Source organism: Stutzerimonas kirkiae (genome assembly GCF_004327335.1).
Taxonomy (GTDB): Bacteria; Pseudomonadota; Gammaproteobacteria; order Pseudomonadales; family Pseudomonadaceae; genus Stutzerimonas; species Stutzerimonas kirkiae.
The window spans coordinates 1-18,789 of sequence record NZ_QJUO01000031.1 but is presented as its reverse complement, the minus strand read 5'-3'; the positions used below and the strand labels follow the sequence as shown (position 1 = coordinate 18,789).

17 protein-coding genes and 1 pseudogene are annotated in these 18,789 nt (G+C 63.6%); 12 read left to right on the top strand and 6 right to left on the bottom strand.

Features of this window, described 5'->3' with window-relative positions:
* Positions 1-22: 22 nt before the first annotated feature.
* A complete protein-coding gene (gene nadC, locus DNJ95_RS15310; RefSeq protein ID WP_131185600.1) occupies positions 23-871 on the top strand; it encodes a carboxylating nicotinate-nucleotide diphosphorylase in 849 nt (282 codons plus the stop codon).
* A gap of 132 nt (positions 872-1,003) precedes the next feature.
* On the opposite strand, the gene DNJ95_RS15305 is transcribed toward nadC, so the two are convergent.
* Positions 1,004-1,432 carry a Z-ring associated ZapG family protein gene (locus DNJ95_RS15305; protein WP_131185599.1) on the bottom strand — a complete coding sequence of 143 codons (429 nt, stop codon included), beginning with the start codon at positions 1,430-1,432 and terminating at the stop codon, positions 1,004-1,006.
* Between the two features lie 204 nt (positions 1,433-1,636).
* Between DNJ95_RS15305 and DNJ95_RS15300 the strand changes: the two genes are divergently transcribed.
* The 5 genes and pseudogenes from DNJ95_RS15300 to glyA all read left to right on the top strand — a co-directional run bounded on the left by DNJ95_RS15300 (position 1,637) and on the right by glyA (position 8,927).
* Entirely contained in the window at positions 1,637-2,266 is a 630-nt protein-coding gene (locus DNJ95_RS15300; protein WP_131185598.1) for an alpha/beta hydrolase, read from the top strand.
* A 154-nt stretch (positions 2,267-2,420) separates the two neighbouring features.
* Positions 2,421-3,794 carry a tryptophan--tRNA ligase gene (locus DNJ95_RS15295; protein WP_131185597.1) on the top strand — a complete coding sequence of 458 codons (1,374 nt, stop codon included), beginning with the start codon at positions 2,421-2,423 and terminating at the stop codon, positions 3,792-3,794.
* A gap of 168 nt (positions 3,795-3,962) precedes the next feature.
* Entirely contained in the window at positions 3,963-5,060 is a 1,098-nt protein-coding gene (zapE, locus tag DNJ95_RS15290; protein WP_131185596.1) for a cell division protein ZapE, read from the top strand.
* Between the two features lie 439 nt (positions 5,061-5,499).
* A pseudogene (locus DNJ95_RS15285) lies at positions 5,500-7,491 on the top strand (putative bifunctional diguanylate cyclase/phosphodiesterase); the annotation flags it as partial.
* A gap of 182 nt (positions 7,492-7,673) precedes the next feature.
* Complete coding sequence (glyA, locus tag DNJ95_RS15280) at positions 7,674-8,927, top strand: serine hydroxymethyltransferase (protein ID WP_131185595.1); 1,254 nt, start codon at positions 7,674-7,676, stop codon at positions 8,925-8,927.
* A 153-nt stretch (positions 8,928-9,080) separates the two neighbouring features.
* Here glyA and radA read toward each other — a convergent pair whose 3' ends face one another.
* Both radA and DNJ95_RS15270 read right to left on the bottom strand, forming a co-directional pair.
* Positions 9,081-10,439, bottom strand: coding sequence for a DNA repair protein RadA (radA, locus tag DNJ95_RS15275; RefSeq protein WP_131185594.1), 1,359 nt, complete (start codon positions 10,437-10,439; stop codon positions 9,081-9,083).
* A gap of 112 nt (positions 10,440-10,551) precedes the next feature.
* Positions 10,552-10,821: an HP1242/YdcH family protein gene (locus tag DNJ95_RS15270; RefSeq protein ID WP_131185593.1), complete on the bottom strand. Its 270-nt coding sequence runs from the start codon at positions 10,819-10,821 to the stop codon at positions 10,552-10,554.
* A 211-nt stretch (positions 10,822-11,032) separates the two neighbouring features.
* Here DNJ95_RS15270 and mscL point away from each other — a divergent pair, with 211 nt between their 5' ends.
* The gene (gene mscL / locus DNJ95_RS15265; RefSeq protein WP_131185592.1) at positions 11,033-11,443 is read left to right on the top strand and encodes a large-conductance mechanosensitive channel protein MscL; all 411 of its coding nucleotides are present in this window, start codon (positions 11,033-11,035) and stop codon (positions 11,441-11,443) included.
* A gap of 58 nt (positions 11,444-11,501) precedes the next feature.
* On the opposite strand, the gene DNJ95_RS15260 is transcribed toward mscL, so the two are convergent.
* Positions 11,502-12,533: a cytochrome-c peroxidase gene (locus tag DNJ95_RS15260; protein ID WP_131185591.1), complete on the bottom strand. Its 1,032-nt coding sequence runs from the start codon at positions 12,531-12,533 to the stop codon at positions 11,502-11,504.
* Positions 12,534-12,631: 98 nt separating this feature from the next.
* Between DNJ95_RS15260 and DNJ95_RS19865 the strand changes: the two genes are divergently transcribed.
* The 5 genes from DNJ95_RS19865 (at position 12,632) to DNJ95_RS15240 (ending at position 17,078) form a co-directional block, all read left to right on the top strand.
* On the top strand, positions 12,632-12,766 hold the full coding sequence (locus DNJ95_RS19865; protein ID WP_476718337.1) for a Sec-independent protein translocase subunit TatA/TatB: 135 nt from the start codon (positions 12,632-12,634) through the stop codon (positions 12,764-12,766).
* 29 nt (positions 12,767-12,795) lie between these two features.
* Positions 12,796-15,219, top strand: coding sequence for a Lon protease family protein (locus DNJ95_RS15255; protein WP_131185590.1), 2,424 nt, complete (start codon positions 12,796-12,798; stop codon positions 15,217-15,219).
* 80 nt (positions 15,220-15,299) lie between these two features.
* A complete protein-coding gene (locus tag DNJ95_RS15250; RefSeq protein ID WP_131185589.1) occupies positions 15,300-15,632 on the top strand; it encodes a PA4575 family protein in 333 nt (110 codons plus the stop codon).
* Between the two features lie 252 nt (positions 15,633-15,884).
* Complete coding sequence (locus DNJ95_RS15245) at positions 15,885-16,373, top strand: TIGR00645 family protein (protein ID WP_131185588.1); 489 nt, start codon at positions 15,885-15,887, stop codon at positions 16,371-16,373.
* Between the two features lie 87 nt (positions 16,374-16,460).
* A complete protein-coding gene (locus tag DNJ95_RS15240) occupies positions 16,461-17,078 on the top strand; it encodes a BamJ family beta-barrel-assembly machinery protein (protein WP_131185587.1) in 618 nt (205 codons plus the stop codon).
* Positions 17,079-17,145: 67 nt separating this feature from the next.
* Here DNJ95_RS15240 and DNJ95_RS15235 read toward each other — a convergent pair whose 3' ends face one another.
* A complete protein-coding gene (locus tag DNJ95_RS15235) occupies positions 17,146-17,373 on the bottom strand; it encodes a PA4570 family protein (RefSeq protein WP_131185586.1) in 228 nt (75 codons plus the stop codon).
* Positions 17,374-17,735: 362 nt separating this feature from the next.
* Positions 17,736-18,704 carry a polyprenyl synthetase family protein gene (locus DNJ95_RS15230; protein WP_131185585.1) on the bottom strand — a complete coding sequence of 323 codons (969 nt, stop codon included), beginning with the start codon at positions 18,702-18,704 and terminating at the stop codon, positions 17,736-17,738.
* Positions 18,705-18,789: the final 85 nt, after the last annotated feature.

Here is an 18,789-nt window from a genome sequence, read left to right as displayed (position 1 = left end):
GCGAACCGTCGTGGAGCCCGTCATGCCCAATCTCACTCTTGCCGACCTCGGCAGCGAAATCGAGGCCAATGTCCGTCGAGCCCTGGCCGAGGATATCGGCCAGGGGGATATCACCGCCCAACTGATCCCGGCCAGTCGCCTGGCGCATGCCAGCGTGATCACCCGCGAGCCGGCGGTGATCAGCGGCACGCGCTGGGTCGATGCGGTCTTTCGCCAACTGGATGCCAGGGTCGCCGTGCACTGGCAGGTGGCCGATGGCGAGCGGGTCGAGGCCGATGCGCTGCTGTTTCACCTGCAGGGGCCGGCCCGCGCCCTGCTGACTGGGGAACGCAGCGCGCTGAACTTCCTGCAGATGCTCTCTGGCGTGGCGACCCGTTGCAGGCACTATGCCGACCACGTGGAAGGCACGGGGGTGAAATTGCTGGACACGCGCAAGACCATTCCCGGCCTGCGCCTGGCGCAGAAGTATGCGGTGACTTGTGGCGGCTGCCATAACCATCGCCTGGGCTTGTACGACGCCTTCCTGATCAAGGAAAACCATATCGCCGCCTGCGGTGGAATCGCGGCGGCGGTCGAGGCGGCGCATCGCATCGCGCCGGGCAAGCCGGTGGAAGTCGAGGTGGAAAGCCTGGATGAACTGGAGCAGGCGCTGCAGGCCGCTGCGGATATCGTCATGCTCGACGAGTTGAGTCTGGAGGATATGCGCACGGCGGTGGTGCTGACGGCGGGGCGGGCGAAGCTGGAGGCTTCGGGGGGCGTCAATGACGACAACCTGCGCAGCGTTGCCGAAACCGGCGTGGACTATATCTCCATCGGTGCGCTGACCAAGCATGTGCAGGCCATCGACCTGTCCATGCGCCTGCGGGACTAGCGATCAAATGTCGCGGCCGGCAGCCTTGTGCAGGGTGCGCCGCGCGCACCTGAGTGATCGGCACCGCTATCCCAGGTGCGCACGGCGCACCGGTGGCCTGAGCGGTCCTGGCCGCTCAGGCCAATGGGCCTTTCACGGGCGGCTTTTCAGGCCGAAGTTTTCGTGCAGGGTGCCGGTGGCGTCCGCGCCCTTGGGGGCGTAGTCCTTTGGCGGCTCGGTGAAGGTCGAGGCGCTCAGGCGCTCGCGCGGCGTGTGGTTTTCGCTGTGCAGCGCGGTCAGCAGGCGCTGGCGGGTCTGTTCGTCGAGGGCGAGCTTGTCGGCGCCCTGGGACAGGTGGTCCCGGATGTCCTGCTGGGTGCTGGTCAGTTTGTGCAGCAGGGTCGCCGTGGTATTGAAGTGCGTGACCACTTCGCTCTGATAGGTATCGAAGCGCTCCTGCAGGTTGTCGACCTGGCGTTGGGTACCGCTTGGCGCCGCGTAGCGTGCGATCAGGTAGCCGATGGCGATGCCGACGATCAGGCCGATGATGGGGAGCAACCAGGTCGCGAGAGTCTGTTCCACGAGTCCTTCCTCTTATATAAAACGGCTGTGTTGACAGGCCGGCAGTGGTCTTTCGGTGGCCTGTTACGTTAACGTCTCGTTCCTGCTCTGTATACCGCGACGAATGCCTGTGTTGCAGGCGGTCCATCCGTTCCAGTGCATGTGCCGAAACGGCAATCCGAGTTCAAGACGAGTCGACCGGCCCCAAGGTCACGGAGTTCCAAGTTGCTCAAGCGAGAAACCCCCATTTCGATCGACGGTCCCAGTGGCGCACTGGAAGGCCTTTACCATGAAGAGCCGGTCGCCCGCGGTCTGGCGTTGATCTGCCACCCCAACCCGGTCAAGGGTGGGAGCATGCTCAACAAGGTCGTTTCGACCTTGCAGCGCACCGCCCGCGATGCCGGCTATAGCACGCTGCGTTTCAATTACCGGGGCGTGGGCGCCAGCGCCGGCGAGCATGACATGCGTTTCGGCGAGGTGGACGACGCCGAAGCCGCGCTGCGCTGGCTGCGTGAGCGCGGGCCAGGGCTGCCGGTCGCGCTGCTCGGGTTTTCCTTTGGCGGCTTCGTCGCCGGCGCCCTGTCCGGGCGGGAGCAGGGCCGGGGCGGCGAGATCGAGCGGCTGTTGCTGGTTGCGCCCGCCGCCGCGCGGTTACAGGACGTGGCGCTGTACGAGGGCTGCCAACTGACGATCATTCAGCCGGAGCAAGACGAAGTGATCGAGCCGGAGAGCGTCTATACCTTCTCCGCCGGCCTGCCGTACCCCCATGAACTGCTGAAAGTGGCAGAATGCGGCCACTTTTTCCACGGCAAGCTGGTCGAGCTGAAGGCGCTGGTTGCACCGCGACTGGCCTGAGGACTGCTTTCGTAGGGGCGGGCTTCCCGCGAATGGGCGCCGCTGGCACTGGAAGCTTCGCGGGCAAGCCCGCTCCTGCGATGGCGGCGATCCTTTCGATAACGGGTTCCGAGAGCCTGCTTGCCATCTCTTTGCGCCAACGGATAGAACACCCATGACCACGCGAATTCTCACCGGCATCACCACCACCGGCACGCCACACCTCGGCAACTATGCGGGCGCCATCCGTCCGGCGGTGCGTGCCAGCCGTGACGCCGATACCGACTCTTTCTACTTCCTGGCCGACTACCACGCGCTGATCAAGTGCGATGACCCGCGGCGCATCCAGCGCTCGCGCCTGGAAATCGCCGCGACCTGGCTGGCCAGCGGCCTCGATCCCGAGCGCGTGACCTTCTATCGGCAGTCGGACATCCCGGAAATCCCCGAGCTGACCTGGCTGCTCACCTGTGTCGCCGGCAAGGGCCTGCTCAACCGTGCGCACGCCTACAAGGCGTCGGTGGATAAGAATATCGAGGCCGGGGAAGACCCGGATGCGGGGATCAGCATGGGCCTGTTCAGTTATCCGGTGCTGATGGCGGCGGATATCCTGATGTTCAATGCCCACAAGATCCCGGTAGGGCGCGACCAGATCCAGCATGTGGAAATGGCGCGTGACATCGCCCAGCGCTTCAACTACCTGTTCGGCAATGGCAAGGCGCTGTTCGCCCTGCCCGAGGCGCTGATCGAAGAAAGCGTATCGACCCTGCCGGGCCTGGACGGGCGCAAGATGTCCAAGAGCTACGACAATACCATCGCGCTGTTCGGTACGGCGAAACAGCTCAAGGATGAAGTGGCGCGCATCGTCACCGATTCGAAACTGCCGGGCGAGCCGAAGGATCCCGATAGCGCCCATCTGTTCGAACTGTACCGGGCGTTCGCCACGCCGGAGCGCAGCGCGGCGTTCCGTGCCGAGTTGATCGACGGCCTGGGCTGGGGCGAGGCCAAGCAACGCCTGTTCCAGTTGCTCGACGAGGAGTTGGCCGCGGGGCGTGAGCACTACCATGCGCTGATTGCACGCCCTGACGATCTGGAAGATATTCTCCAGGCCGGTGCCGTCAAGGCACGCCGCATCGCCACACCGTTCCTCGGCGAGCTGCGAGAGGCGGTTGGCCTGCGCAGCTTCCGCGGCGAGGGGAGCGAGGCGGCCGCGACGAAGAAAGCGGCTGCGGCGAAAAAGGGCGGCAAGCGTGCCCGTTTCGCCAGCTTTCGCGAAGCCGATGGCCGTTTTCGCTTCCGCTTCTTCTCGGCCGCTGGTGAGGAATTGCTGTTGTCGCGGCCTTTCAGCGACCCGAAGGCCATCGGTGCGCTGGGCCAGCGGCTGGTCGAGCTGGGGGGGGCTGCCCTGGATTTGCGCGTCGGCGAGGCCGATGTCTTCAGCTTGTGGCTGGACGGCGAGGTCCTTGCGGACAGCCCACGGCAGGCCGACTCGGCAGCGCTGGAGCGCGCGATGCAGAACCTGCGCGATGCGATCGACGGGCTGGCCGAATAGGCGCCAGGATGAGGTAGAGGGGATTCAGGGGGGCGAATGAAAGACTTGAGTGAATTGCCTGGCGCGGGAGGTGCGGATAAATTGCCAAGCGTCGGAGGTGCGGATAAATTGCCAAGCGCCGGAGGCGCGGATAAAGTGTCGGCCCCCTTTTCTCGACCAGGCCCCGGCATGACACCCCTTGAGCGCTATCAGGCTGACCTGAAACGTCCCGAATTCTTCCACGACGCCGCCCAGGAAAATGCCGTACGGCATCTGCAGCGGCTGTATGACGATTTGCTGGCCGACGACCGTGGCAGCAAGGGCGGGCTGTTCGGCAAGCTGTTCTCGGCCAGGCGCCAGGGACCGGTCAAGGGCCTGTATTTCTGGGGGGGCGTCGGGCGCGGCAAGACCTATCTGGTCGATACCTTCTTCGACGCGCTGCCGTTCGAACAGAAGATGCGCACGCACTTCCACCGCTTCATGAAGCGCGTGCACGAGGAAATGAGGACCCTCAAGGATGTGAAGAACCCGCTGACCGTCATCGGCAAGCGCTTCGCCGATGAGGCGCGGGTGATCTGCTTCGACGAGTTCTTCGTGTCCGACATCACTGACGCGATGATCCTGGCGACCCTGCTCGAAGAGCTGTTCAAGAACGGCGTCAGCCTGGTGGCCACCTCCAACATCGTGCCGGACGGCCTCTACAAGGATGGCCTGCAGCGCGCGCGCTTCCTGCCGGCCATCGAACTGCTCAAGGTGCATACCGAGATCGTCAATGTCGACAGCGGCATCGACTATCGCCTGCGCGCCCTGGAGCAGGCCGAGCTTTACTACTGCCCGCTGGGTGCGGATGCCGATGCCAGCCTGGAGAAAAGCTTCCGCAGCCTGCTGACGGAAAACTGCGCGATCCGCGAGAACGAGGCGTTGACCGTCGAGAAGCGCGAGATCGTCGCGCGCAAGGTGGCCAACGATGTCGTCTGGTTCGAATTTCGCGCGCTGTGCGACGGGCCGCGCAGCCAGAACGACTACATCGAGCTGGGCAAGGTCTACGAGGCCGTGCTGGTGTCCAACATCGAGCAGATGGGGGTGGCCAAGGACGACATGGCGCGGCGCTTCATCAATATGGTGGACGAGTTCTACGACCGCCAGGTCAAGCTGATCCTTTCCGCCGAGGTCGAGCTCAAGGACCTGTATGCCGGTGGCCGGCTGGAGTTCGAGTTCCAGCGCACCCTCAGCCGCCTGCTGGAGATGCAATCCCACGAATACCTGGCGCGTCCGCACAAGCCCTGATGGCGCGGCTCGTTGCATCGGTCGGTGCCCTGCGCGGGTAATCGGATCTTGTGTCGGTGAGTACTGGCACTCTGCCCTGGGGCAGTGCATTCTAGTATCAGTTCGATGGCCCGCCCGTCCTGACGGGCGGGCCGCTCCATACGAAACGAGGTGTGCTCGTAATGGGGGCATGTGGGTGACGAGCGTCGTGGTGGTACAGGGATATGTGCCAGTCGCGGCCTTCGATGAGGCCCCTGCCTCCCCGTGTTGATTGTTTCGACGCCGTTGTTCAGGGACCCGTCGCGTGGCCAATAAGAAAACCTCCTCCCGGCAGATCACCAGCCAGTCGTGGATCGCGCGCGTGCGTGACTGTGGCCTGGCTGCCATCGCCTGGTTGCCGGCACCACGGAGGGCCATCTGGCATCGTCGCACGCTGGGTTTCGCTGCCAGTGCCCTGGGTGCCATCGAAGAGCTGGTACTGATCAGCGGTCTCGACGGGCGCTTGCGTTACCTCAACCCGCCAGCCCAGGAAATGTTTGGCCTGGATAACACCGATGCCGGGCTCTATCTGCTGCAGGAATTGCTGCTGGGCCTCGATCCGCGTGCCCTGGATGTCAGCCTGCGCAGCCGTGACCTTGTGCTGGAGCCATTGCGCACGCTGCAGGGGGGCGAGGTGCGTTTCTATTCGGTCACGCGCAGGGCGCTGCGGGTCGACGATGAGCAACAACCTTCAGGATTCGTCTGGGTGTTGCGCGACATCAGCCAGCAGCGTAATGCCGAAAAGGCCCTGCGCATGGCTGCGACGGTATTCGAGAATTCCACCGCGGCGATCCTGGTGACGGACCCCGGCGGCTCCATCGTGCAGGTCAACGATGCCTTCAACCGCATCACCGGCTATTGCGACGAGGAGGTGGTCGGCCAGTTGCCGGCTTTCCTGAGTGCCGATAGCCAGCAGGCCAACCAGATGAATTATGTGCTTACGCAGATTCGCCAGTGCGGCAGTTGGGAAGGCGAGTTCTGGCTCAAGCGCAAGAGCGGCGAGGCCTATCCGTGCTGGGTGGGGATCACCGCCGTGCGAGGCGAGGCGCAGGAGCTGGTCAGCTATGTGTGCTTCTTCAACGACATGAGCGAGCGCAAGGCCAGCGAGCAGCGTATTCACCGGCTGGCCTACTACGATGCCCTGACCCAGTTGCCCAATCGCACGCTGTTCCAGGATCGTCTCTACAACAGTCTGCAGCAGGCCGGGCGCCGGGGGGACTGGGTGGTGCTGATGTTCCTTGACCTGGACCGCTTCAAGCCCATCAACGACTCGTTGGGGCATGCCGCCGGCGACAGCATGCTCAAGGATGTGGCCGTCAGGCTGGCGGCCTGTGTCGATGATGATGATACGGTGGCGCGCATGGGCGGGGATGAGTTCACTTTCCTGCTGAGCCCCTGCGGTCGGCGCGAGGATGCGCTGCGGCAGGCGATCCGGGTCGCCGAGGACATTCTCTCCACGCTCACCGAGCCGTTCGTGCTGTCGGAGCGGGAATTCTTCGTCACCGCCAGTATCGGCATCGCCCTGAGTCCCCAGGATGGCGCCGAGGCCAGCCAGTTGATGAAGAATGCCGATACGGCGATGTATCACGCCAAGGAACGCGGCAAGAACAACTTCCAGTTCTACCAGGCGGAGATGAACGCCAGCGCCCTGGAGCGCCTGGAGCTGGAGAGCGACCTGCGCCATGCCCTGGAGCAGCGGCAGTTCATCCTGCACTATCAGCCGCAGTTCACCAGCGACGGCCAGTGCCTGACCGGCGCGGAGGTGCTGCTGCGCTGGAATCACCCCCGCCGTGGCCTTGTGTCGCCGGGCGATTTCATTCCGGCCCTGGAAGAACTGGGGCTGGTGGTGGAGGTTGGCGACTGGGTGCTCGCCGAGGCCTGCCGGCAGATCGTCGCCTGGCATGAGCTGGGCCTGCGGGTGCCCAAGGTGGCGGTCAATCTTTCCGCCCGCCAGTTTGCTTCGGGGCAGCTCGGGCAGCGTATCGCGAGCATTCTCGGTGCCGCCGGGCTCGCGCCTGCGAGCCTGGAGCTGGAGTTGACCGAAAGCATTCTGATGCAGGATGTCGGGTTGGCCATGCGGACCCTCGCCGAACTCAAGCAGCTCGGGCTGTCGATTGCCGTGGACGACTTCGGCACCGGCTATTCATCGCTCAATTACCTGAAGCAGTTCCCTATAGATGTGTTGAAGATCGATGGCAGCTTCGTCGATGGCCTGCCAGAGGGCGAGCAGGACGCGCAGATCGCCCGCGCCATCATCGCCATGGCCCATAGCCTGAATATGTCGGTGATCGCCGAAGGCGTGGAAAACCAGGCCCAACTGGATTTCCTGCGGCGCTACGGCTGCAACGAAGTGCAGGGCTTCTTCCTTGCCCGCCCGATGCCGGCCGATTGCTTCCAGGCGATGCTGGGGTGAACGAATCGGCTGCAAGCCACAAGCGGAAGTACGCCGAAGCCACGCTTTTTCTTGCAGCTTGAGGCTTGCCGCTTGAAGCCGCTTCTATTTGCCCATGACCACCCTTCAATATCCGCATCAGGGCGAATCAGGTAGAATCCGCAGCTTATTTTCCAATGCCGCTGATTTCCTAGGGGACCACCATGTTCAGCCGTGATTTGACCCTCGCTCGCTACGATGCCGAACTTTTCGCTGCCATGCAGCAGGAAGCCAAGCGTCAGGAAGACCACATTGAACTGATCGCCTCGGAGAACTATGCCAGCCCGGCGGTAATGGAAGCCCAGGGCAGCGTGCTGACCAACAAGTACGCCGAGGGCTATCCGGGCAAGCGCTACTACGGTGGTTGCGAATACGTCGATATCGTCGAGCAGCTTGCAATAGACCGGGCCAAGCAACTGTTCGGCGCCGACTACGCCAACGTCCAGCCGCACGCCGGTTCCCAGGCCAACAGCGCGGTCTACCTGGCGCTGCTCGAGGCTGGCGACACCATCCTCGGCATGAGCCTGGCCCATGGCGGGCACCTGACCCACGGCGCCAGCGTGTCTTCCTCCGGCAAGCTGTACAACGCCGTGCAGTACGGCATCGACGATGACGGCCTGATCGACTACGACGAAGTCGAGCGCCTGGCCCTGGAGCACAAGCCGAAGATCGTCGTCGCCGGTTTCTCCGCCTACTCCCAGGTGCTGGATTTCGCACGTTTTCGCGAGATCGCCGACAAGGTCGGGGCCTACCTGTTCGTCGACATGGCCCACGTCGCCGGGCTGGTCGCCGCTGGCGTCTACCCGAACCCGGTGCCCTTCGCCGACGTGGTCACCACCACCACCCACAAGACCCTGCGCGGCCCGCGTGGCGGCCTGATCCTGGCGCGCGCCAACGCCGAGATCGAGAAGAAGCTCAACTCCGCGGTATTCCCGGGTGGCCAGGGCGGCCCGCTCGAGCATGTCATCGCCGCCAAGGCGGTGTGCTTCAAGGAAGCCCTGCAGCCTGAGTTCAAGGCCTACCAGCAGCAAGTCGTGAAGAACGCCCAGGCCATGGCCCAGGTGTTCATCGAGCGCGGTTTCGACGTGGTTTCCGGCGGTACGCAGAACCACCTGTTCCTGCTCAGCCTGATCAAGCAGGGCATCACCGGCAAGGACGCGGATGCCGCCCTGGGCCGTGCCCACATCACCGTCAACAAGAACGCGGTACCGAACGACCCGAAATCGCCGTTCGTCACCTCGGGCCTGCGCATCGGTACGCCGGCCGTGACCACCCGTGGCTTCAAGGAAGCCGAGTGCCGCGAGCTGGCCGGCTGGATCTGCGATATTCTCGCCGACCTGGGCAACGAGGCGGTAATCGAGGACGTTCGCGGCAAGGTATCCGCCATTTGCGCGAAACTGCCGGTCTACGGCAACTGAGCGTACTGGCGTTGAAATGAAAAACCCGGCCTTCGCGCCGGGTTTTTTGTTCTTGGGTGCGCCGTGCGCACCGGGGAGGATGGCACGTCGCTTGCTGGTGCGCATGGCGCACCCTGCGGTATGGGACGTTGAAAGGGCTTTTGTGGGTGAACGCTATTCGAACAGCGCATCCAGCGCCTGCTCCAGGCGCGTCACCGGGATGATACGCAAGCCCGCCGGGGCTTCCTTGGGGGCGTTGCCCTTGGGGATGATGGCGCGCTTGAAGCCGTGCTTGGCGGCTTCCTTGAGGCGCTCCTGGCCGCTGGGCACCGGGCGGATCTCGCCGGACAGGCCGACCTCGCCGAACACCAGCAGGTCGTTGTCCAGCGGGCGGTTGCGCAGGCTGGAGATGACCGCCGCCATCAGCGCCAGGTCGGCGGCGGTTTCCAGCACCTTGACGCCGCCGACCACGTTGAGGAACACGTCCTGGTCATAGGTGGGAATGCCACCGTGGCGGTGCAGTACCGCCAGCAACATGGCCAGGCGGTTCTGGTCCAGGCCGAGGGTGACGCGGCGCGGGTTGGCCAGGTGGCTGGTGTCCACCAGCGCCTGCACTTCCACCAGCATTGGCCGGGTGCCTTCCCAGGTGGCCATCACCACGCTGCCGGGCACGGCCTCCTGGGCGCGGGTGAGGAAGATCGCCGAAGGGTTGGTGACTTCCTTGAGGCCCTTGTCGGTCATGCCGAACACGCCCAGCTCGTTGACCGCGCCGAAGCGGTTCTTCACTGCCCGCAGCAGGCGCAGGCGGCCATCGGATTCGCCCTCGAAATACAGTACGGTGTCGACCATGTGCTCCAGTACCCGCGGGCCGGCCAGGGCGCCTTCCTTGGTGACGTGGCCGACCAGGAAGATCGCCGTGCCGCTCTGCTTGGCGAAGCGCACCAGCAGCGCCGCGCTCTCGCGCACCTGGGCGACGCCGCCGGGGGCCGACTGCAACTGCTCGGTGAAGATGGTCTGGATCGAGTCGATCACCATCACCTTGGGCTTTTCCTGGCGGGCGGTGGCGATGATCGACTCGATGCAGGTTTCGGTCATCACCTTGAGCTTGTCCTGCGGCAGGTCCAGCCGCCGGGCGCGCATTGCCACCTGTTGCTGGGATTCCTCGCCGGTGACGTAGAGCGCCGGGAAGCGCTGGGCGATGTTGCACAGGGTCTGCAGCAGGATGGTCGACTTGCCGATACCGGGGTCGCCGCCGATCAGCACCACCGAACCATCCACCAGGCCACCGCCGAGCACCCGGTCCAGCTCGCCGGAGGCGGTGGAGAAGCGCGGGACTTCCTCGACGCTGACTTCGGCCAGGGTCTTGATATTGGCCTTGTCACCGGTCCAGCCGCTGCGCCCGGACGGTGCCGCTCCTTCGATGACTGTTTCCACCAAGGTATTCCAGGCACCGCAGTCGGCGCATTGCCCGGCCCATTTGGGAAAGGTGGAGCCGCACTCGGTGCAGCCGTACATACGCTTGGCTTTGGCCATGCTGACTCCCTATCGGTGGATGAGGCGGCATGATAACGGTGCACTGACAGTTGGCCAAAGTGGAAGTCGTCATCCTGGAGCTTTGAGCGCGCGCTGTGCCAGCTTCCGGCTTTTAGCCACCACACTTCCCACAGCAGGAGCCTGAAGCACGCTTGAGCTGGCGGGCGATTTCGTCCTTGAGCGCCACGCGATCGTTCTTGAGGGTGTGCAGGGCGGTGTCGTCGAGCAGTTCCAGGCCGTCTTCGACGCGGCAAATGCGCTTGTCCAGGTCTTCGTACTGCAGGGCCTTCTGGGCGAAATGCGGGTCGCTCTGGCGCAGCTCATGCAGCAGTTCGCGGCGCTCGGGGAAGTCCTTGATCAGTGGGTGGTGTTCAACGTGCATGGCCTAAGCTCCGGGGATTGAAGTCAGGGGCCACATTATCCGTGACGCGTGGGCACGGCCTTGACGATGGTCAAGGTGCCTTGAGATTGGGAATGTTTCCTTTCCGGACGGCTTGCTCTGGCCTGTCCCCGGCCTGGGCCTTATGCTTGGCCTGCCGCGCCGCAGGCAGCCAAGACGGCAGGCCCATTCATACCGAACAGGAATTTCATCTATGAGTTTTATCAGCGAGTTCAAGACTTTTGCCGTACGTGGCAATGTGATCGACATGGCGGTCGGTATCATTATCGGCGCCGCGTTCGGCAAGATCGTCTCGTCTTTCGTCGATGGCGTGATCATGCCGCCGCTGGGGCTGCTGATCGGTGGCGTGGACTTCTCGGACCTGGCGATCGTGCTGAAGGAAGCAGCGGGGGATGCGCCAGCGGTGCTCCTCAGTTATGGCGCCTTCATCCAGACCGTGGTGGACTTCGCCATCGTGGCGTTCGCCATTTTCCTGGCGATCAAGGCGATCAACCATCTCAAGCGCGAAGAAGCCGCCGCGCCTGCCGCGCCGCCCGCTCCCTCGGCGGAAGAGGCCCTGCTGACGGAAATCCGTGACCTGCTCAAGGAGCAGAACAAGTCCTGAGGATGTCGCATATGCAAGAACGCCCCGTAGACCGGGGCGTTCTCGTTTCCGCAATGGTTTACTCGGGTTTCGGTGTCGAGTGCGTGCTTGCCGGCAGCACCGGGTAGGCCACTTGTGGCTGGTCGCCGGTCAGGCTATGCAGGAAGGCGGTGATCGCCGTCACTTCATCATCCTTCAGGTCGCGTCCCAACTGGCTGTTGCCCATGATTGCCACGGCTTCCTTCAGGTCCCATACCTCGCCACTGTGGAAGTAGGGCGGGGTCAGGGCGACGTTGCGCAGCGGTGCGGCGCGGAACACATATTCGTCGGACGCGGTGTTGGTCACGGCGAAGCGGCCCTTGTCGCCCTCGGGCAGGACATCGGCCCCCGGTCTCTTGATCAGGCCGAAGGGGAAGTAGCCCTGGCCGCCCACGTTGACGCCATTGTGGCAAGCGATACAGCCGGCATCCATGAACAGCGCCAGGCCTTTCTTCTGCTCGGCATCCAGGGCCTTGTCCTCACCCTTGAGGAAGCGGTCGAAGGGTGAGTTCGGCGTGGTCAGGCTGATTTCGAAGGCTTCCAGGGCATAGGCCATGTTGTCGAAGCTGACCGGGTCCTTGTCTTTCGGGAAGGCCTTCTGGAACTCCTCGACATACTCGGGAATGCTCTTGAGCGTGGTGACCACCCGATCCGGGGTGTTGTTCATTTCCACGCTGGCCTGTACCGGCCCCTTGGCCTGCTCCTGCAGGTCCTTGGCACGGCCATCCCAGAACTGCGCGGCATTCAGCACCGCGTTGAGCACGGTCGGCGAGTTGCGCGGGCCTTTCTGCCAGCCGTGGCCGATGGAGGTGGTGACGTTGTCGCCACCGCCGAGGCTGAGGTTGTGGCAGGTGTTGCAACTGATGATATGGCTGCGCGACAGGCGCGGATCGAACCAGAGCTTATGGCCAAGGATGGCCTGCTCGTCGCTGATCTTCTGGCCACGTACTTCAGTGATCTTCTCGGGTATCGGTTTGAAGATGCTGTTGGCGCGATCGCGTAATTCATCGGCGCTACAAGCGCCTGCCATCAGTAGCAAGCTACCTACTAGCAAGGGTGTGGTTCTGTTCATTATCGACCTCATCACGGTGCTGGCTAATCTATCGCTAGGAAGCTCTAAATCCGCTTGCGTGGGGTTGACCTGAATCAAGAACCGGACGCTCTGGCCGGATGAAAGTGTCACAAGTTGTAATGGTATTGGTGGGGCCCAAACGGTTGCCGCAGGCGGCTCGCAACCTTGCGGCCAAGCGGTGGCAGCGCCAGAATGGCACATCGTTCATGGCCCTCCGGCCCCGTGCCGTGTGAACACATGGCCATCCATTCAAGGATTCCCGATGTCAGACCCCCTTGCTGCAAGCCTGCGCCTGGCGCCCGATGCGCTGACCCGCCCGTTCCAGCCTGACCAGTTCGCTTTCACCACTACCGATGAATTGGAGCCTTTTTTCGGTGTGCTCGGGCAGGAGCGTGCCGTCGAGGCCCTGCAGTTCGGCGTGGCGATGCCGCGTCCAGGTTACAACGTGTTCGTCATGGGCGAATCGGGGACCGGGCGTTTCTCCTTTACGCGGCGCTACCTGCGGGCCGAGGCCAAGCGCCTGGAAACGCCGTCCGACTGGGTCTACGTCAACAACTTCGACGAACAGCGCGAACCGCGGGTGCTGGAGTTGCCGCAGGGCAGTGCGGGCGCCTTCATCGAGGACATGGGGCAGTTGATCGGCAACCTGCTGTCGACTTTCCCGGCGGTGTTCGAGCACCCGAGCTACCAGCAGAAGAAAAGCACCATCGATCGCGTCTTCAACCAGCGCTATGACAAGGCGCTGGATGTGATCGAGAAGCTGGCGCTGGAGAAGGAAATCGCGTTGTACCGCGACAGCACCAATATCGCCTTCACACCGATGAAAGACGGCAAGTCGATGGACGAGGCCGACTTCGCGCAGTTGCCCGAGGCCGAGCGCGAGCGTTACCACGCCGATATCGCCGCGCTGGAGGTGCGCCTCAACGAGGAACTGGCCAGCCTGCCGCAGTGGAAACGCGAATCCGTCAACCAGGTGCGCCAGCTCAATGACGAAACCATCAGCCAGGCCCTGGAGCCGCTGCTCGCACCGCTGTCGGAGAAGTATGCGGAGAACGCCGGGGTACAGGCCTACCTGCAGGCGGTACAGGTCAACCTGCTGAAGACAGTGGTCGAGCAACTGGTGGACGAGAACCGCACCGAAGCCCAGGGGCGGCAACTGCTGGAAGAGCAGTACAGCCCGAGCCTGGTGGTCGGGCATCCGGTCGATGGCGGGGCACCGGTGGTGTTCGAGCCGCATCCGACCTACGACAACCTGTTCGGCCGCATCGAATACAGCACCGACCAGGGCGCCCTTTACACCAGCTACCGGCAATTGCGCCCGGGCGCGCTGCACCGGGCCAACGGCGGCTTCCTGCTGCTGGAGGCCGAGAAGCTGTTGGGCGAGCCGTTCGTCTGGGAGGCGCTCAAGCGCGCCTTGCAGTCGCGCAAGCTGAAGATGGAGTCGCCCCTGGCCGAGCTGGGGCGGCTGGCCACCGTCACCCTGACGCCGGAATTCATCCCGTTGCAGGTCAAGGTGGTGATCATCGGTTCCCGGCAGCTCTACTACACCTTGCAGGACCTCGATCCCGACTTCCAGGAGATGTTCCGTGTACTGGTGGACTTCGATGAGGACATCCCGCTCGCAGAGGACAGCCTGGAGCAATTCGCGCAATTGTTGAAAACGCGTACCCATGAAGAGGGCATGGCGCCGCTGACTGCCGCCGCGGTGGCGCGCCTGGCCACCTACAGCGCGCGTCTGGCCGAGCACCAGGGGCGCCTGTCTGCCTGCATCGGCGATATCTTCCAACTGGTCAGCGAGGCGGATTTCGTGCGCCAACTGGCCCGCGACGAAGTGACCGATGTCGGCCATATCGAACGCGCTCTCAGGGCCAAGGCCACCCGTACCGGGCGTGTGTCCGCGCGGATTCTCGACGATATCCTGGCCGGCGTGATTCTGATCGACAGTGAAGGCGCCGCCATCGGCAAGTGCAACGGCCTGACCGTTCTGGAGGTGGGCGATTCCGCGTTCGGCATGCCGGCGCGTATTTCCGCTTCGGTCTATCCGGGTGGCTCGGGCATCGTCGATATCGAGCGCGAGGTCAATCTGGGGCAGCCGATCCACTCCAAGGGGGTGATGATCCTGACCGGTTACCTGGGCAGCCGCTATGCCCAGGAGTTCCCCCTGGAAATCTCCGCCAGCATCGCGCTGGAGCAATCCTACGGCTACGTGGACGGCGACAGCGCCTCGCTGGGCGAATGCTGTGCGCTGATCTCGGCGCTTTCCCGCACACCGCTCAAGCAGTGCTTCGCCATTACCGGCTCGATCAACCAGTTCGGCGAAGTGCAGGCGGTCGGTGGGGTCAACGAGAAGATCGAAGGCTTTTTCCGCCTGTGCGAGGCGCGTGGCCTGAGTGGCGAGCAGGGCGTGATCATTCCCTTCGCCAATGTCTCGACCCTGATGCTCGACGAGCGGGTGCTCGACGCCGTGCGCCAGCAGCGTTTCCATGTCTATGCCGTGCGCCAGGTCGATGAGGCCCTTTCGCTGCTGGTCGGCGAGGCTGTCGGCAGTGCCGGTGAATCGGGCGCCTTCCCGGAAGGCAGCGTGAATGCCAGGGTGGTGGCGCGCCTGCGCGATATCGCGCAGATCGGTATGGCGGACGATAGCAAGGAAGAAGGTACACCGTCGGCGACCGGGACCGGTAAGTGATTTCCCGGGAACGATAGCCCGGGCTGGCGGGTCTGCCGGATAGGTAGCGATGTTTCACTCGTACCCTGGAGGGCCTGCCCATGACTTATTCGTTTTGTCTGACCCGGCGCTGCCTGGGAGCGGACGCGCGGATCGAATGCGAAGTCTTTCCGCTGTGCAGCGACCAGGGGCTGTGGGTGCTGCTGTGCGTGGCCGGAATGCAGGGCGCGCAGCCGTCGGAGTTGCGGGTGCAGGGGCCGTTCCGTGGCGTGGCGATGGCGCGTTCGATATTGGATGCGATCGGCAGCAGCCTGCGCGAGCAGGGCTATGAGGATGGTGAGGGTCCGGCCATGTGGCAGTTGCACATGCGTTCCGAACTGCGCCGGGTCAATGCCGATCAGGCCCGTCTATTCCGGGGCTGGGAGGGCCGCTGAAGACGGGGTCCCCATGCCGCTGTCGCGGTCGAGGCCTTCGCTAAAAGCACCGGGGGCTGGAAAGCTGGACGTGGAAACGTTGCCTTCGGACAGGCAACGGACTGCCTGTCGTTCAGCCTAGGGCCTTCAAGCGCTGTTTTCGGCCCTTTGAGCACATAGCGCGATTGCCCTGGGCGCGTTCCAGGGGCCTCTTGTGCCTGGCGCGCTGCGACGTATACTCGTCCGCCCGTTTTCCTTAGACATGAGAGAACCATGGAGCGCTTCATCGAGAATGCCATGTACGCCTCGCGCTGGCTGCTGGCCCCCATCTATTTCGGTCTGTCCTTCGCGCTGCTGGCGCTGGCCATCAAGTTCTTCCAGGAAGTCATCCATGTCCTGCCGGCGATACTGACGCTGAGCGAGGCCGAGCTGATCCTCAGGTTGCTGTCGCTGATCGACATGGCGCTGGTTGGCGGCCTGCTGGTGATGGTGATGATTTCCGGCTACGAGAACTTCGTTTCGCAGCTGGATATCGACGAGAGCAAGGAAAAGCTCGACTGGCTCGGGAAGATGGATTCCGGCTCGCTGAAAATGAAGGTGGCCGCCTCCATCGTGGCGATCTCGTCGATCCATCTGCTACGGGTATTCATGGACGCCCAGCAGATCGCCAACGACAAGCTGCTCTGGTATGTGGTCCTGCACCTGACCTTCGTCCTGTCGGCTTTCCTCATGGGCTATCTGGACAAGCTCTCCAAGCACTGACCCGGCCGACCATGGCAAGTGGAATGTGTCTGCCATGGTTGCTGTGCTAGTCTGCCCGCCCTTTGAAATGAATGATTGGAGCCGGGTATGAGCGACCTTGATCTTTCCACCGATGAATCTCGCGTAAGTTATGGGATCGGTCGCCAGTTAGGCGATCAACTGCGCGACAATCCGCCGCCGGGCGTCGATCTCGAGGCTGTGATCGTCGGCATTCGCGATGCTTTCGCCGCGCAGGAAAGCCGTGTCAGTGCGGAGGATCTCAATGCCAGTTTCGCGGTGATCCGTCAGCGGATGCAGGCCAGGGCCCAGGCCGAGGCGGAAGCCGCTGCCGCCGAGGGCCGCGCCTATCTGGAAGAGAACGCCAAGCGTGAAGGTGTCACCGTGCTGGCTTCCGGCCTGCAGTATGAAGTGCTGGCCGATGGCGAAGGGGCGAAGCCGTCCCGTGATGACAGTGTCCGTACCCATTACCATGGCACGCTGATCAACGGCACCGTGTTCGACAGTTCCTACCAGCGTGGCCAGCCGGCCGAGTTTCCGGTATCAGGCGTGATCGCGGGCTGGACCGAGGCGCTGCAACTGATGAATGCCGGCAGCAAGTGGCGCCTGCATGTTCCGAGCGAGCTGGCCTATGGCGCCCAGAACATCGGCAGCATCCCGGCACATAGTGTGCTGGTGTTCGATGTGGAGTTGCTGGAAGTTCTCTGAGAGCCTGCCCGGCACTCATCCCATCCCCGCGATGCCGGGAGACCGGCGGGCGGGGATGGCCGGAGCCTCACGGGCGCAACGCCCGGGCGTAGCTGAAGAGGAACAGGTTGCGTATCTGCTCCTTGAGTACGCAGGGCTCGCTGGTGCCGAGTTCATGCATGTCGAGCTCGCCCTGCTCGCGCAGCTCTTCCAGCGCGTCCCCTTCGAGCGAGACGCAGATGTCGCCGGTATTGCGGTCGAGTATGCGCAGGTAGGGTTGCGGGCGATCCAGCCAGGCGTCGATCAGATAGGTCATGACGTGTCCTCCAATAAAATTCTTCAATGAGAATAATTACTGTTAACAGAAAAGCAAGTCATGAATTGTGAAGACTGTGAAAAACCGCGGTTTTCGGATGGCTGGCGCCTTGGAGCCTGTTCACGATCTGCTGCGCGTCGGCCCTGCTGCGTTAAGAACGGGCCCGGGCAGGCCGCTTGCGGCTAACGCACTTCAGTGCGGCCCCGGGAGGGGCGAGCGGAGCATTTGCCACTTGTAGACTGCGCTTGATTCGCTGCGCTGGCCCTGCGCCCTGCGGGCCAGCCTCCGGCTCCGGCTGGTTACTCCCGTTGCTCTCGTTGGTCTTCTTGCCGGGCCTGGCTCGAGAGATCGTGAACGGGTTCTCAGTGTGTGCGGGCCACGGCGAAGCGGCTCAGTTCTTCCAAGGCGTCGCGATAGCGGGAGGCGGGCAGTGCCTGCAGGCACCCCACTGCGCGCTCGGCATATTGCCGGGCCAGACTGGCGGTGTAGTCCAGGGCGCCGGACGACTCGACGGCTTCGCGAATCAGCTCGAGATCGTCCAGGCCGCCTTTCTGGATCGCGCGGCGCACCAGGGCTGCCTGTTCGGCGCTGCCTTCGCGCATGGTATGGATGAGCGGCAGGGTGGGCTTGCCTTCGGCCAGGTCGTCGCCGACGTTCTTGCCCAGTGTCTCAGTGTCGCCTCGGTAGTCGAGCAGGTCGTCGACCAGTTGGAAGGCGATGCCCAGGTGGTCGCCGAATGTGCGCAGTGCCTCGCACTGTTCCGCGCTGGCGCCCGCCAGCGTGGCGGCGCTATGGGTCGATGCCTCGAACAGCATCGCGGTCTTGGCGCGGATCACTTCCATGTAGATTTCTTCGGTGGTGCTGGCGTCGCGGACCTTGGAGAGTTGCAGTACTTCGCCTTCGGCAATCACGCGGGTGGCCTGGGAAATGATCTGCATGACCGGCATCGAGCCGAGCCTGACCATCATTTCGAAGGAGCGGGCATAGAGAAAGTCGCCGACCAGCACGCTGGGGGCGTTGCCCCATAGCGCGTTGGCGGTGGAGCGTCCACGGCGCATGCCGGACATGTCCACTACGTCGTCGTGCAGCAGGGTCGAGGTGTGCAGGAACTCGATGATGGCCGCCAGCAGGCGCAACTGATCGCCCTGATGCCCCAGTGCATTGCCGGTGAGCAGCACCAGCAGGGGGCGCAGGCGTTTTCCACCGGCCGAGGTGATGTAGTCCCCGATTTTTTCCACCAGTGGTACACGGGAGGTCAGTTGGCTGCGGATGATGCCGTCGACCGCGGTAAAGTCGTCCGCCACCACTGTATAGAAGGACTGGGGCTGCATCGGGTGCTCCTCGAGGGTTGCGCGGCATGCTAGGGATGGGGGGGTAGGCTGTCAAGGCGGGCGCGGGCACTCTGCCATGCGAGGG

Excerpts from the sequence above, each read along its gene's own strand:
- nadC (WP_131185600.1), top strand. The coding sequence starts at position 23 with ATGCCCAATCTCACTCTTGCCGACCTCGGCAGCGAAATCGAGGCCAAT.
- DNJ95_RS15295 (WP_131185597.1), top strand. The coding sequence starts at position 2,421 with ATGACCACGCGAATTCTCACCGGCATCACCACCACCGGCACGCCACAC.
- zapE (WP_131185596.1), top strand. The coding sequence starts at position 3,963 with ATGACACCCCTTGAGCGCTATCAGGCTGACCTGAAACGTCCCGAATTC.
- glyA (WP_131185595.1), top strand. The coding sequence starts at position 7,674 with ATGTTCAGCCGTGATTTGACCCTCGCTCGCTACGATGCCGAACTTTTC.
- radA (WP_131185594.1), bottom strand. The coding sequence starts at position 10,439 with ATGGCCAAAGCCAAGCGTATGTACGGCTGCACCGAGTGCGGCTCCACC.
- DNJ95_RS15270 (WP_131185593.1), bottom strand. The coding sequence starts at position 10,821 with ATGCACGTTGAACACCACCCACTGATCAAGGACTTCCCCGAGCGCCGC.
- mscL (WP_131185592.1), top strand. The coding sequence starts at position 11,033 with ATGAGTTTTATCAGCGAGTTCAAGACTTTTGCCGTACGTGGCAATGTG.
- DNJ95_RS15260 (WP_131185591.1), bottom strand. The coding sequence starts at position 12,533 with ATGAACAGAACCACACCCTTGCTAGTAGGTAGCTTGCTACTGATGGCA.
- DNJ95_RS19865 (WP_476718337.1), top strand. The coding sequence starts at position 12,632 with ATGAAAGTGTCACAAGTTGTAATGGTATTGGTGGGGCCCAAACGGTTG.
- DNJ95_RS15255 (WP_131185590.1), top strand. The coding sequence starts at position 12,796 with ATGTCAGACCCCCTTGCTGCAAGCCTGCGCCTGGCGCCCGATGCGCTG.
- DNJ95_RS15250 (WP_131185589.1), top strand. The coding sequence starts at position 15,300 with ATGACTTATTCGTTTTGTCTGACCCGGCGCTGCCTGGGAGCGGACGCG.
- DNJ95_RS15245 (WP_131185588.1), top strand. The coding sequence starts at position 15,885 with ATGGAGCGCTTCATCGAGAATGCCATGTACGCCTCGCGCTGGCTGCTG.
- DNJ95_RS15240 (WP_131185587.1), top strand. The coding sequence starts at position 16,461 with ATGAGCGACCTTGATCTTTCCACCGATGAATCTCGCGTAAGTTATGGG.
- DNJ95_RS15235 (WP_131185586.1), bottom strand. The coding sequence starts at position 17,373 with ATGACCTATCTGATCGACGCCTGGCTGGATCGCCCGCAACCCTACCTG.
- DNJ95_RS15230 (WP_131185585.1), bottom strand. The coding sequence starts at position 18,704 with ATGCAGCCCCAGTCCTTCTATACAGTGGTGGCGGACGACTTTACCGCG.